The organism is Lyngbya sp. PCC 8106 (assembly GCF_000169095.1).
GTDB lineage: Bacteria > Cyanobacteriota > Cyanobacteriia > Cyanobacteriales > Microcoleaceae > Capilliphycus.
The window spans coordinates 1-14,015 of sequence record NZ_AAVU01000052.1; the positions used below are offsets into that span (position 1 = coordinate 1).

The 14,015-nt window shown below is 41.2% G+C and carries 13 protein-coding genes and 1 tRNA gene; 9 read left to right on the forward strand and 5 right to left on the reverse strand.

Annotation, left to right across the window (positions count from 1 at the left end):
- The first annotated feature begins 253 nt into the window (after positions 1-253).
- Positions 254-409: a hypothetical protein gene (locus tag L8106_RS33225; protein ID WP_009787325.1), complete on the forward strand. Its 156-nt coding sequence runs from the start codon at positions 254-256 to the stop codon at positions 407-409.
- 56 nt (positions 410-465) lie between these two features.
- On the opposite strand, the gene L8106_RS25100 is transcribed toward L8106_RS33225, so the two are convergent.
- From L8106_RS25100 to L8106_RS25110, 3 genes are all read right to left on the reverse strand, one after another.
- Positions 466-1,842 carry a TldD/PmbA family protein gene (locus L8106_RS25100; RefSeq protein WP_009787326.1) on the reverse strand — a complete coding sequence of 459 codons (1,377 nt, stop codon included), beginning with the start codon at positions 1,840-1,842 and terminating at the stop codon, positions 466-468.
- 93 nt (positions 1,843-1,935) lie between these two features.
- Positions 1,936-2,020: transfer RNA gene (locus L8106_RS25105), tRNA-Ser, on the reverse strand.
- Positions 2,021-2,123: 103 nt separating this feature from the next.
- Complete coding sequence (locus tag L8106_RS25110) at positions 2,124-3,056, reverse strand: TIGR04168 family protein (RefSeq protein ID WP_009787327.1); 933 nt, start codon at positions 3,054-3,056, stop codon at positions 2,124-2,126.
- 182 nt (positions 3,057-3,238) lie between these two features.
- Here L8106_RS25110 and nadA point away from each other — a divergent pair, with 182 nt between their 5' ends.
- From nadA to L8106_RS31035, 6 genes are all read left to right on the forward strand, one after another.
- Positions 3,239-4,207 (forward strand): quinolinate synthase NadA, encoded by a 969-nt coding sequence (gene nadA, locus L8106_RS25115; RefSeq protein ID WP_009787328.1) that lies wholly within the window; start codon positions 3,239-3,241, stop codon positions 4,205-4,207.
- Positions 4,208-4,312: 105 nt separating this feature from the next.
- Positions 4,313-6,037: a DUF4157 domain-containing protein gene (locus L8106_RS29995; RefSeq protein WP_009787329.1), complete on the forward strand. Its 1,725-nt coding sequence runs from the start codon at positions 4,313-4,315 to the stop codon at positions 6,035-6,037.
- A 25-nt stretch (positions 6,038-6,062) separates the two neighbouring features.
- Positions 6,063-6,650 carry a TIGR04282 family arsenosugar biosynthesis glycosyltransferase gene (locus L8106_RS25125; RefSeq protein ID WP_009787330.1) on the forward strand — a complete coding sequence of 196 codons (588 nt, stop codon included), beginning with the start codon at positions 6,063-6,065 and terminating at the stop codon, positions 6,648-6,650.
- Between the two features lie 107 nt (positions 6,651-6,757).
- Entirely contained in the window at positions 6,758-7,462 is a 705-nt protein-coding gene (locus L8106_RS25130) for a TIGR04283 family arsenosugar biosynthesis glycosyltransferase (protein ID WP_009787331.1), read from the forward strand.
- Positions 7,463-7,583: 121 nt separating this feature from the next.
- Positions 7,584-8,075 carry a photosystem I reaction center protein subunit XI gene (locus L8106_RS25135; protein WP_009787332.1) on the forward strand — a complete coding sequence of 164 codons (492 nt, stop codon included), beginning with the start codon at positions 7,584-7,586 and terminating at the stop codon, positions 8,073-8,075.
- A 109-nt stretch (positions 8,076-8,184) separates the two neighbouring features.
- Positions 8,185-8,301, forward strand: coding sequence for a photosystem I reaction center subunit VIII (locus L8106_RS31035; RefSeq protein ID WP_009787333.1), 117 nt, complete (start codon positions 8,185-8,187; stop codon positions 8,299-8,301).
- A gap of 177 nt (positions 8,302-8,478) precedes the next feature.
- On the opposite strand, the gene L8106_RS30000 is transcribed toward L8106_RS31035, so the two are convergent.
- Together L8106_RS30000 and L8106_RS25145 are read right to left on the reverse strand one after the other, a co-directional pair.
- A complete protein-coding gene (locus L8106_RS30000) occupies positions 8,479-10,080 on the reverse strand; it encodes a hypothetical protein (protein WP_009787334.1) in 1,602 nt (533 codons plus the stop codon).
- 148 nt (positions 10,081-10,228) lie between these two features.
- Complete coding sequence (locus tag L8106_RS25145; RefSeq protein ID WP_009787335.1) at positions 10,229-11,362, reverse strand: ABC transporter ATP-binding protein; 1,134 nt, start codon at positions 11,360-11,362, stop codon at positions 10,229-10,231.
- Between the two features lie 172 nt (positions 11,363-11,534).
- Here L8106_RS25145 and L8106_RS25150 point away from each other — a divergent pair, with 172 nt between their 5' ends.
- Together L8106_RS25150 and L8106_RS25155 are read left to right on the forward strand one after the other, a co-directional pair.
- Positions 11,535-13,187, forward strand: a complete 1,653-nt coding sequence (locus tag L8106_RS25150; RefSeq protein WP_009787336.1) for an iron ABC transporter permease — start codon at positions 11,535-11,537, stop codon at positions 13,185-13,187.
- A gap of 48 nt (positions 13,188-13,235) precedes the next feature.
- Positions 13,236-14,009, forward strand: a complete 774-nt coding sequence (locus tag L8106_RS25155; protein ID WP_009787337.1) for a DUF4058 family protein — start codon at positions 13,236-13,238, stop codon at positions 14,007-14,009.
- Positions 14,010-14,015: the final 6 nt, after the last annotated feature.

The following is a 14,015-nucleotide window of genomic DNA, read 5'->3' on the forward strand; positions in this document are numbered from 1 at the left end:
TCCCCCCCGGCAATTTTTAACTCGGGAATCGAGTCAACTGCAAGCCCCTGCTTGAAAAGCCGGGGAACGGTTTACTGAGAATGAAACGGCCCCCTGACAACCTGGGGGCTTTTTTTATAACAAACTATATCTAAAAGCTGTAGCTAAAGTTACAAAGTTTGAAGTTTTTGAGCGACAGTCCTCCCATCATTTAGAAGAAAGGCTATACTAGAAGTAATGACATACCACAACAAAAAAGTAAAAACTGTCCACCATGAACAAAAACTCCAACAAGAACTCAAACCAACTGGCTCAAACTCACCGAGCCAATATTCAGAAGCGTTTAGAACACCGTCTCGAAGTTGCCAGAGCCAATGGCGATCAGAACTTAGTCCAGCTTTTAGAAGCCGAGAAACAAAAGCTTCTTTGAAAACAATAGGCGGGTTAACTCACGCACCCGCTTCAAATTGCGATTTAAAATGACGATTATCGACCGCCAACCACAACATCTTTCATCCTAACGTGCGGCCCCCCGACACTGACCGGGAGAGGCATTTGACCGCTTTTCCCACAACCGCCATTAGAATAGCTTAAATCATTACCGATCGCTTCAATATCCTTGAGCGTTTGAAACACATTCCCCGTCAAGGTAACATCGCTTACAGGTTCGGCTAACTGACCATTACGAATCATATAGCCTTCGGCTGCCGCAAAGGTAAACATTTCACCGTTCGTTTGGCCGCCTAACATTCGCACTGCATAAACCCCTTCATCGATATCGGCGATCATCTCCTCAAATGAATGATCACCTGCTTCGATCGCAGTATTCGTCATTCTGACAATGGGGGGATAAGTCGCATTCAAAGCCCGAGCATTTCCGGTGGGAGATTCTTGAAGTTTACCTGCGGTTTCACGATTGTGCAACCGTTGAGTTAAGACCCCATTTTGAATCAAATATTTCCGTTGGGCGGGAACTCCTTCGTCATCGTAAAGAATTGAACCCGGTAAGTCAGCAATTGTGGCATCATCAATCACATTTAGCTGTTCAATTGCCATTGGTTTACCCAGTTGCAATAACTCCTGCATTCGAGGGTTTTCATAAACAAAATCTGCTTCTGAAAGATGACCAAAAGCTTCGTGAATAAATACACCTGCTAAATAAGGATCGAGAACAACCGTATATTGACCGCCTTTAACAGACTGGGCTTCTAACTGACGAATGGCTCGTTCAGCCGCACTTTTAACTTGATCTTCGATGCCGATTAAAGCGTTATAATCCGAGCGAGAATTAATCGATTCAAAGCCTTGTCTGACAGTACCATTGCTTGTGGCGATCGCTCCAAATCGACCATTAACATCCAGCCGTTCTTGGGTGATACAACTGCCTTGAGAATTGACAAAATAAGTGGTACTAAAGCGATCACTGTAACTAACAGCAGTGGTTTGAATGCGAGAGTCAAAATCTAAAAGAAGTTTATTATAATTTTCGATGAGTTGACGTTTTTCTTGGAGAGAAATTCCTCTGGGATCGCGACCTAACTTAACTGAGACTTGATCCTCAATCGCTTCAATCTCCGCCAGTTGAGTTGTTTGTTGACCGACTAAATAGGCTTGAGAAATCGCTTCTGTAATGCGAGTATCAAGTTCAGATAAACCATTAAAGGTGACAAAACTCCAACCCCCTTTGTGACAAGCGCGAACTCCACCCGCTAGGGAAAAGCTACGATTGACTGAATCTAGCTGAGAACCCCGAAAGGAAATTGATGTGGTTTCGCTTTGTTGGAGTCGAATTTCGAGATAGTCTACGCGATCGCGATGGGTTTTGATCTGATCTCGTAATTGTTCTTCGATAGCCGTATTCACCTGTTCCAGTCCTTACGAAAGTGTTACATCCTTTACGATAACGTGTTGGGTTCCCAGGAATAAAATCTCGTCTTTTAGCAAGACCTCAAAGAACGGAGAGGGGGGGATTCGAACCCCCGGAGACTTTCGCCTCACTCGATTTCAAGTCGAGCGCATTCGACCACTCTGCCACCTCTCCAATTGATATTTTGTTTTGAGCTAGAGATCAGGAATTTGAGATTTCGTTTTCGAGTTGAAAAACGTTCTCAGCCCTTATCTCTAATTTCAAAGCTAATTTAAGATTATACCATAGGTGCAGCTTCGACAACAGGCTGAGGTTGACGATACAAAATTTCGGCTTCGGCGATCTGGAAATGGGGGTCAACCCATACTAATTTCGCTTCAGAGACCTGACCTTCTTCGAGTCTGACTAGAGAAAAGTTGCGTTGCTTCTGGCTGTCTCTGTCTTCAATACGGTTGACTCGGGCGGCATTGAGATACACAGTTCCCTCTGAACCCACGTCAACACATTTCCGCAGACGAGTTTTGGTATGGCGGAGGTTATGGTGCATATGACCAAAGGTGACTAACGGAATTTGTTTTCCTAAAGCCCGAGTTTGAGCGATCGCGGTGGCAAAATCAGGATCACCGTAATCTCCTCCGATGGGCTTCCAATCACGGCCACAGGGGTCTTCTGGTGTCTCTCCGAGTCCGGTGGGGCCTGTATGACCTAAGAAAATCACTGTATTCTGAGTTGAACTTTGGGCGGCTTCGACCATGCGACGGGTTGAGTCTGCAAAACTATTGACTCCAAACCATTCTTGATAAAATTGTCCATATCTCCATTCTGGCCCTCCCCAAGTAAAGGGGCGACTGCCGACAACTGTTAACCCAAGTTCGGGGAAATCTCGCTTTCCGTAACCGACATGGGCTTCTCCCAACAGATCCATTTGCTGCTGTACCCAATTTTCCTGTTCGGGGTCATAGGGACAATGTTTGCGTCCCCAGTCGGTCATCGTATACCAAGCGTCATGGTTGCCAAAAACGGCGGCTTTTGGTATGTCTAAGTCTGCGATCGCTCGGACGACTTCAACGGCTTCGTTACCATAATCCCCCACAAACAGCACTAAATCAACGCCTAACTGTTTGAGGGCGATTTTGTCTTCTTCCTCCCATTGGTTGTGTACATCACCAACGACAGCAATCTTAATCGCTTTTTTACAATTTTGATTCATCTGTTACTCTCTTGCCTCTCTTGATCTAGGATAGGCAATTCCAGACCTTTTTTGAACTGTATTTTTGAATTGTGGTGTCGATCGCAACAGACAAGTCACCTCGATCTACGGCATATTTTGGTGAAATCAACTATAATTAGAAGTTACGTTTTGTTAACTCATTGAATGAAAAGGACGCATTTATGTTTACAACCACAGTCTATCAACAAGCAAAACCCCAAACCACCCCAGATGACTTGTTTACCGCTATCAATGATCTCAAGCGAGAGTTAAACGCGGTTGTCCTCGCCCACTACTATCAAGATCCTGACATTCAGGATGCTGCTGATTATATCGGAGATTCTCTCGGTTTGTCTCGCCAAGCTGCCGAAACCAGCGCGGATGTGATCGTATTTGCGGGGGTTCATTTTATGGCTGAAACGGCTAAAATTCTCAACCCCGAAAAATTAGTATTATTACCGGATTTAGAAGCAGGATGTTCACTGGCGGATACTTGTCCACCGTCAGAATTTGCCCAGTTTAAAGCAGCACATCCTGATCACATTGTTGTGTCTTATATTAACTGTAGTGCAGCCATTAAAGCGATGAGTGATATTATCTGCACCAGTTCAAATGCAGTTGATATTGTGCGACAAATTCCTGAAGATCAACCGATTATTTTTGCCCCAGATCGCAATTTAGGTCGTTATGTAATGACCGAAACGGGTCGAGATTTAGTCTTGTGGCAAGGGGCTTGTATGGTGCATGAAAACTTCTCAGAAAAGAAGATTGTTCAGCTAAAAATCGAATACCCTCAAGCTGAAGTGATTGCCCATCCTGAATGTGAAGAACCTGTTCTGCGTCATGCGGATTATATTGGTTCAACGACAGCATTGTTGAAATATGCCAAGCAAAGCGACAGTTCAGAATTTATTGTCGCCACTGAACCGGGAATTATTCACCAAATGCAAAAAGAAGCCCGTGATAAACAGTTTATTCCTGCACCTCCGATGAATAGTTGTGCTTGCAATGAATGTCCGCATATGCGTTTGAATACGCTAGAAAAACTTTATCTAGCGATGAAAAATAGAACGCCAGAAATTACCCTTCCTGAAAATATAAGGGTTGCTGCTTTAAAACCTATTCAACGAATGTTAGCAATGAGTCATTAAAGTGATCAGAAAGTTATAGAAAAGTTATAGGGTGGGCAATGCCCACTCTAAATCTAATCTAAATGTAAAATTCACTTCAGTAATTGTTTCTTATTGAAGACTAAGATGAGAACAGTGATAGCCGAGAGTTTTTCACTGGAACAGTTACAGGAATTTTTAATGACTTATCAGCAGTCGAACCCGAATTCAAAAGGTAGCCGTTGCTTTTTTCAGTGGACAGTTATTCGCCAATCTCCTCAACAGCAAAAACAAGGACAAGAAACTGATCATTCTGTAGCTGTTCCCATATTCGCGACTCTAGAAAATACAACGGGTATACCGGATGATCTCAAAGCAGGTATTGAACATCTTTGCGGCTTTTCTATTGATGATGTAAAAGTTCATTATAATTCTGCTAAACCTGCGGCATTGCAAGCATTAGCCTATACTCAAGATCAAGATATCTATATTGGGCCAGGTCAGGAACAACATTTACCCCATGAAGTTTGGCACGTTGTTCAACAAATGCAGGGTCGAGTTCAGTCTACTTTGCAAGTTGAAAATACATTAGTCAATGATAATGAACTGCTGGAAAAAGAAGCAGATATCATGGGAAAAAAAGCAGATCAATTTATTGTTGATTTAGAGAATAGCTTAAGTTTTCCAAAGCCTGTTAAAGAATTAGAAAATATTGTTCAAAGAAAGATCGGTCTAGAAATCGAAGTTCCGATGGATTTACAGAAGGGAAATCTCAAAACAGAACAGGAAAGAAAAGAAGTCTCTCCCTTTAAAACCAAAAGCCGAGAATTACCTTTTATTCCGACGAATGATCGGCACATTAAAAAGGGTAAATCTGATCTTATAAATGGTAACTCTTGGAAACTAACGCCTGATGGTTACGAGGATAGTTGGTATTGTGAATATATTACTGATGCGGTTAATGAGACGCAAAACCCACAAGAATTAACTCATATTGTTGAAGATTTAGAAAACTGGATCAGTGATAATTTAGTGAATTTGCAAACCGGGGAATATATTCAACTCCCTGAAGATTATGTTGTCGGATGGCATCCTTTGCAAAAGGGTAATGATATTTTAGGATCATTTCATGTGACGGCGGGTTTGAGGATTGATCGCATTTTTGAGATGTTACAAAAGCTTGCTGAAATGATCGAAATTACAGATATTAAAAATGAGGAAGATTATCAGGGATTAGTCATCGGAAAAGCCGATCAAGTTGTGATTAGTCAGGCGGTTAATCAAACTCAAACTCTGAATGCGTCTTTAGAATATAAAGGTCTTGTTGCTTTGATGGGATGTTATGTTGGGGGTCAATATCGATTTGTTAACCATGAAAATCCTGAAATGAGTTTACACCCTAAAATTAGAACAGGTAAAATGTTAGTACCTGTGTTAAGCCGGACTAATCTGGGAAAGATTCGACAAGAGGTGAATATTGACAAGCAAGAAGATTTTTTAAATCATATTTTAATCGCAGCAGGAATGACTACCAAACAAGCCAATATACCTCTTTTTCCTCATAGTTTGACGGCCGGAAAAGAAACAGGTCGAAGTATAGATGCTAATCCAGAAATCAGTATTTCTGAGTGGGTGAATGGAGTGTTTAACGGTGAAGATCAACAATGGTCTGATCAAGATTTTTCGATGGAATCTGTTGGCCCAGAATGGGAAACGACTTCTCCTGAAAGAGTTTCTGTAACTCACCGCAAGCAAGGTGCCGTTTTGGAAATTCGCAGTTTTGACTCTAATAACCTTCCTGTTGATCAATGGGGAGACTTTACAACTGAGGTCGTTTTGTTGTTTACTAAGTTGAATGAATTGCGTCAATAGGTGATTTTGATTTGACCTGGGATTAATGCAACATCTGATTATTTTTACTCGCTATCCGGAACCGGGAACAACAAAAACCCGATTAATTCCAGCTTTGGGGGCAGAAGGTGCGGCTAAATTTCATCGCCAAATGACTGAAAAAACAGTTAAAATGGTGAGAGAATTTGCTGCATCTTATCCGGTTTCTACTGAAATTCGTTATACAGGCGGAAATCTGGAATTGATGCAAGCATGGTTAGGTGTAGATTTACGGTACAATTTGCAGGGAAGTGGAGATTTAGGTGATCGCCTACGAGAGTCATTTCGAGAAGCTTTTGAGTTAAAAAAAACGGCGGTAATGGCGATTGGAACTGACTGTCTGGATTTGAGTCTTGAGATTTTGTCTGAGGCATTTGATCAGCTAAAACAACAAGATATTATTTTAGGGCCGGCGGATGATGGTGGTTATTATTTAATTGGATTGAGTCGATTAGTTCCAGAATTATTTGCCGGGATTAGTTGGGGAAGTTCTGAGGTTTTTCAGCAAACATTAACGGTTTGTCAACAGTTAGATTTATTAGTTGAATTTCTACCGCAGTTAGCTGATATTGATCGTCCTGAAGATTTAAAATAATCTTTTATCTATCTCTCATCTGAGTTGAGGGCATTTCTCAGTCAGAATAATTAAAACAACAAACAGAAACGTTATGGGTGTTCCACTTTGAACCCTCAAAAGACCTAATGAATGAAGCAAAGATTTCTATCATTATTCCTGTTTTAAATGAGGAAGAAACTCTTAAATCTGTCTTGTCAAAACTGCCTAATTATGCTGATATTGAAGTGATTATCGTAGATGGGGGCAGTGTAGATAATACTGTAAAAGTCGCCCAGATATTCAGGCAAAATACAGAGATTGAAGTGCAAATTTTAGAAACAGTTCGAGGACGCGCCCATCAGATGAATATGGGGGCAAAATTAGCAACAGGGGAGATTTTACTATTTTTACACGCCGACACACAATTGCCCGAGAGGTTTGAGAAGTGGGTGCGTCAGGTACTTGACCAAGCAAAAGTGATTGCAGGGGCGTTTGAACTGAAAATAACGGCATCTGTGACGGGGTTGCGTTGGGTGGAACAGGGTGTAAAATGGCGATCGCGCTTTCTACAAATGCCTTACGGAGATCAGGCGATTTTTTTGAAAGCTAGCACTTTTTGGGACGTGGGTGGCTTTCGGGAACTACCTCTGATGGAAGATTTTGAACTGGTTGGTCAGTTACGGCGACGGGGGAAAATTGCCCTTGTCCCTGTAGCGGTGACGACTTCGGGGCGACGTTGGCAAAAGTTAGGGGTATTGAGGACAACGTTGATCAATCAAATGATTATTATCGCCTATTTGTTGGGTATTTCTCCTCGCAGACTCGCGAATTGGTACAGAAGTAAACATTAATGAACAAAGATGTGAACTTTTTTAACGCTCCTGTTGATTTGTGCGACTAGATGACTCATGGATGCGTAAAATATGAGCTTAAGTTTACTACAAATTGTCAAGCATACAGGAGAAAATCAATATGAGTGCGGCTACTGACGCCAGAGATACAGGGTTTGTTCAACCCTATAAAGGTGATCCCTTCACTGGACACCTATCTACACCTATCAGTGATTCTGATTTTACACGGGCATTTATCGGTAATTTACCCGCCTATCGCAAGGGCCTTTCTCCCCTACTTCGGGGCTTGGAAATTGGTATGGCTCATGGCTATTTTCTGATTGGCCCCTGGGTTAAACTTGGGCCATTACGCGATAGTACAACTGCGAACTTGGGTGGATTAATTTCCGGAATTGCTCTGATTTTAATTGCAACTGCTTGTCTGTCGGCTTATGGGTTAGTTTCCTTCCAGAAAAAATCTGAAGGTGCTGATTTCTTACAGACTTCTGAAGGTTGGAGTCAATTTGCGGGGGGTTTCTTTATTGGTGGAATGGGTAGTGCTTTTGTTGCCTTCTTCCTCTTAGAAAATTTCTCGGTTGTTGATGACATTTTCCGAGGAATTGTTAACAACTAATTTCCTTCTGAGTTGAATTTTATCACTTGACTTACCTTGAACACAGGTGAAAGCAACTCAGAGCGAATTTCGGTTACAATCTTGCTACTGTGAAATAGGAGAATTTAAGATGACAGGTTCATACGCTGCTGCATATCTGCCCTGGATTTTGATTCCAGTTGTTTGCTGGTTAATGCCCGTTGTAATTATGGGTTTGCTGTTCATTCACATTGAAAGCGAAGCCTAAAACTATCGCTTGAGTAAACTGAAAAATCCTCCACTAAACAACAGTTGGGGGATTTTTTGATGTATACCATCAAGAGAAATAAGAAAAACCACTATAGGGTACATCAAAGACTAGATATCTTTACTTCAATCTAATAAAGAATAACTGTTTGATGCGCCCTATTTTCAACTCAATAATCTAATGGGAGAACGTGTTATGACGCCATTTTCCGAGATGAGATTCTGCAATATTGGCTAGACGTCTTAAGTCGATCATTTCTTGTCGTAAATTGTTGATTGTTTTTTCTTGTTCTTCTGCTTTTTGTTTTAATGCTCCATAACTTTCTCCTGAGTCATTGAACTCAATGTTTGTATTTAAGTGATTAGAAATAGTCTGAGGTTGGTGATGTATTTGAGTCTGACTTGGAGAATGTTCTACAGAAACAACCGCATGAGATTTTGTAGTTGCTGAAGCTAGACTCTGAGCGAGTTGGGTTTCAAGTTCAGGAATGCGGGTGAGTTGATGTTCTAAGTCAGTTATTGAGACATTTTGATGTTCTAATTGATGTCTTAACTCAGAAACTGTAGCTTTCTGTTGTTCTAATTGTTGTTCAAGCTGTTTTTGTAACTGTTGATAATCTTCAGTGGGAACAGTTTCAGCCAGTTGCAGTTCTAACAATTGAACATTTTCTAATTGCTGTTCTAACTGTTTTTCTAAGTTTTGAACAGTTTTGAGTTGTTGTTCCAACTGTTTTTGTAACTGTTGATAATCTTTAGTGGGAACAGTTTCAGCCAGTTGTGTTTCCAACTGTTTTTCTAAGTTTTGAACAGTTTTGAGTTGTTGTTCCAACTGTTTTTGTAACTGTTGATAATCTTTAGTGGGAACAGTTTCAGCCAGTTGTGTTTCCAACTGTTTTTCTAAGTTTTGAACAGTTTTGAGTTGTTGTTCGAGCTGTTTTTGTAACTGTTGATAATCTTTAGTGGGAACAGTTTCAGCCAGTTGCAGTTCTAACAATTGAACATTTTCTAATTGCTGTTCCAACTGTTTTTCTAAATTTTGAACAGTTTTGAGTTGTTGTTCGAGCTGTTTTTGTAACTGTTGATAATCTTCAGTGGGAACAGTTTCAGCCAGTTGTGTTTCCAACTGTTTTTCTAAGTTTTGAACAGTTTTGAGTTGTTGTTCGAGCTGTTTTTGTAACTGTTGATAATCTTTAGTGGGAACAGTTTCAGCCAGTTGCAGTTCTAACAATTGAACATTTTCTAATTGCTGTTCTAACTGTTTTTCTAAATTTTGAACAGTTTTGAGTTGTTGTTCCAACTGTTTTTCTAACTGTTGATAATCTTTAGTGGGAACAGTTTCAGCCAGTTGTGTTTCTAACTGAGAGAGTTTAGCGAGTTGTTGTTCTAAATTTTGAATAGTGTTTGCTTGTTCCTCTGATTGATGTTGAAGCGTTTGATAGCGTTCTTGGAGTTGAACAAGATGATCAGTATCTTGATGTTGAGAGGGTTGAATTGCTACACTTTCGACTTGGGGATCAACAGAATTTTGCTCTGAACTGGTGACTGAGTTGATGATTTTTGCGTCTGCTTTTGTGGCTAATGTAATAGTTGTTTCGTTACCACTTTCCGAAACATCAAACTGACCTCTAGCAATGCGCTCAACGAACTCAGATCTTGATAAACCAAGCTGTCTAGCAATGTCACCCAACCGCTTCGCTCCAGTAGGAGTCAAAGATACCCCAACTTTTACCTTGCTTTCAGAATACAAGGTTGGAACACCACGTTTTTTCTTTCTTGACATTGCTTTCTCCTCAGCATTTTAACGTTAATACTGTATTAAAAGTATAGTTGCTGATTGGGATCAAAGATTTCTAAGATTTGTAACGTTATGCTCCTTGTTGATTAAAACTTCTGATTGAGATCATAAAAAAATGATTTTGATGCTATTGTCACCTCTTGACGCGAACAAAAGGTTTCCAATTTGATTGAGTTGATTTTGACTTCGCAGGAAACACTTGTACAGCATCGTTAGCAACAGAGACATGAACTCGCGTTCCAATTGATAAAGCGGCGCCCGCTCTCGTTCTAGCGACTAATTCTCGTCCAGAGGGAACTTGTAAACTATAATGAAGTTCTCGCCCTAAAAATTGACGATCTCTTATGATTACAGGTGCGTCTTTATCCGGTTCGAGAATAAAATCTTCCTGACGCACCATCAGTTCAACCTGATCGAAATTGTTGCTATTGCCATTAAATGCACGTTCAATTATATTACCATCAATGGCAATACATCCGAGTTCTGTTTCCCACAGATCCCCCCGACGTTGAGCGGGAATAAAGTTAGCCTGAGTCACAAATTCAGCCACAAACCGAGAAGCAGGTTGTTGATAAATTTCTTCAGGAGTGCCACATTGTTCGAGACATCCAGAACGCATTACCGCCACCCAGTCAGAAATAGACAGCGCTTCTTCTTGGTCATGGGTGACAAATATTGCAGAAGTTCCTGCTGCTTTGATAATATCTCGCAACTCTTGGCGAAGTCGATGACGAACCTGAACATCAAGGTTACTCAAGGGTTCATCGAGAAGTACCAAAGCTGGACGAGGGGCTAAGGCTCGGGCTAACGCGACCCGTTGCTGTTGACCCCCAGAGAGTTCGTGAGGGTAACGGTTTCCCAACCCCGACAACCCGACCAAACCTAAAGCTTCACTGACTCGTTGTTTCAGGTCTTCTTTTGACTTTTTCTTGATATTTTGCAAGCCAAACGCCACATTTTTCTCAACACTCAAATGCGGAAACAGGGCGTAGTCCTGAAATACCATTCCCACATCCCGTTGTTCTGGAGGAAGCCAACAGTCTGGACTCGCAACAACCTGTTCGGCTATTGTAATAATTCCAGATTGAGGTTGCTCAAATCCAGCAATCATTCTCAATAGTGTTGTTTTCCCACAACCCGATGGCCCTAACAATCCTAAGATGTCCCCTTGATCTAAGGTCAGCGAGACGTTTTGAACCGCAGGGATATCTTGACGCGAGAACTGCTTGCTGACTTGCTCTAAATGTAAAATCACAGACTGGCCCATGTTTAACTTGACTAACCCAACTCCTATCTTTATACTAGCTTATTGCAATTTTATATCAAGTAGTCCCAATTAATACTACTCTGTTCTTAAGATATCTTCGCATTAATCTTCTGTTAAATTTTGTAGAGTGTGCTACAACGAGTCATCATTGTCAACCCCATTGAGGAAAAGAATGTTTCGGGTTTTTCGCTTTAACGCTTGGACAGCTTTTGTGACGGTTATCGCCCTGCTGATCGCCAGTCCGGTTTTATTTGTTCTCAGTAGTATTTTCACCAACTCTAGCCAAATTTGGGGTCATCTAGCAGCAACTGTCCTACCCGGTTATCTCAAAAACTCATTCATTCTCATGTTGGGTGTCGGTTTGGGCGTTTTTATCGTTGGAGTAGGAACGGCTTGGCTCGTGACAATGTGTCGTTTTCCGGGGAGTCGTTGGTTTGAATTTCTGCTGTTGCTACCTCTGGCGGCGCCGGCCTATATATTAGCCTACGTCTACACCGAATGGTTAGAATTTTATGGCCCGGTTCAAAGTAGTTTGAGGGCTGTATTTGGTTGGACTGCGGTAGGAGACTATTGGTTTCCAAGTATTCGTTCTATGGCCGGAGCGATCGCACTACTCATTTTAACACTTTATCCTTACGTTTATCTATTAGTTCGGGTATCATTTTTAGAACAAGCAACCTGTATGTTAGAGGCGAGTCGATGTCTCGGTTGCAACCCCTGGCGAAGTTTTATTACTGTTGCTTTACCCCTCGCTAGACCTGCAATTATGGCGGGTTTGGCTTTGGCGTTAATGGAAACGTTAAATGACTTTGGTACCGTCCAATATTTCGGAGTTGATACATTTACAACTGGAATTTATCGCACCTGGTTCGGGATGGGAGAACGGGTCGCTGCGGCTCAACTTGCGGCTGTTTTAATGTTGTTTATTTTAGGTTTAATTTTACTCGAAGTTTGGTCACGCCGTCAAGCTAAATATTATCAAAGTAACAGCCGATTTAAACAGTTGAATCCGTTTAAACTTCAGGGAATGAGAGCGGGACTTGCTTTTTTAACTTGTTTAATTCCAGTATTTTTTGGGTTGTTTCTTCCGGGAATATTGCTCTTTAAAATGACGCTAGAAAATCTAGAAACTGTTTTTGATAGACGCTTCTTTGAGTTTGCCGGAAATAGCTTACTGGTGGCGACTCTAACCGGATGTTTCGCGATAGTAATTGCTCTCGTTATGGCTTATGGCGTGCGACTTCAACCCAGTTTAGGAATGCGGTTATCGGTACAAATTGCCGCGATGGGTTATGCAATACCGGGTTCTGTGATAGCGGTGGGAATTTTAATTCCTTTGGGTCGCTTTGATAATGCTATTGATGGCTTGATGCGGGCAACGTTTGGCATTTCTACCGGGTTGTTATTCAGTGGAACCATTACCGCTTTAATCTTTGCTTATTTAGTGCGATTTTTAGCCGTTTCTTTTGGGGCGGTTAACTCCAGTTTGAGTAAAATTAAACCCAGTTTAGATGATGCAGCCCGCAGTTTAGGTCATAACCCCAGCAGTACCTTAGTCAAGGTTCATGCACCCATTATGTGGGGCGGTTTATTAACAGCCGGAATGCTAACCTTTGTTGATGTAATGAAAGAATTACCTGCAACTTTAGTCGTGCGACCTTTTAATTTTGATACCCTAGCGGTGCGCGTTTATAATTTAGCCGCAGATGAACGCCTCGCTGAAGCCGCAGGGCCAGCATTAGCCTTAGTTGGTGTGGGAATGCTTCCGGTTCTTTTTATGAGTTGGAAAATTGCTCAATCTCGTCAGAATTCGGTTGATTTGTAACAGGAAAATGATATAATTTTTCTAAATAAAGTTGCAGGAATTTGAGTAATGCTTTCTCCTTTTCCCGGAATGAACCCCTATTTAGAGCAATTTTGGTCTGGTGTTCATCATCGACTGATTACTGCGATCGCAAATTCTGTTGCACCTCAAATTCGACCCAAATATATTGTTGCAGTCGAAGAACGAATCTATAAAACAGTTGGGGATAGTTCGGTATTAGTTGGAATTCCTGATGTTTCAGTTCATCGTTTAAATACCGTTAAAACCCCAATTGATTTAAGTCTGCTTTCCGCCTCAAAACAACCGATAACAGTATTAGTTCCTCAGACCGAAAGATTAACCGAAAGCTATTTAGAAATTCGTCGAGTTGGAACAGAGGAAGTCATTACAGCAATTGAAATTCTATCTCCAATTAACAAAAAAACAGGAATTTGTCGTCAACAATACGAAGCTAAACGTCAGAAAATTTTAGATAGTTTAACCCATTTTATTGAAATAGATTTATGGCGACAGGGAAAACCGATGTTAGTTTATGGAGAGGAAATTGTTAGTGATTATCGAATTTTAATCAGTCGCAGCAATTCTCGTCCTCAAGCTGATTTGTATGCTTTCAATCTCCGTGATGAACTTCCCAAAATCCCGCTACCCTTAGAGTTAAAAGATTCTGAACCGATAATTAATTTAAGAGAAATCTTACAGGAAATTTATGAACAAGGCAGTTATGATTTAAGAATAGATTATTCTCGTGAACCTGTACCCCCATTAACAGAAGAAGATGCAGCCTGGGTTGATCGTCAACTTTGCGATCGCCAATTGAGGTAAACTGAA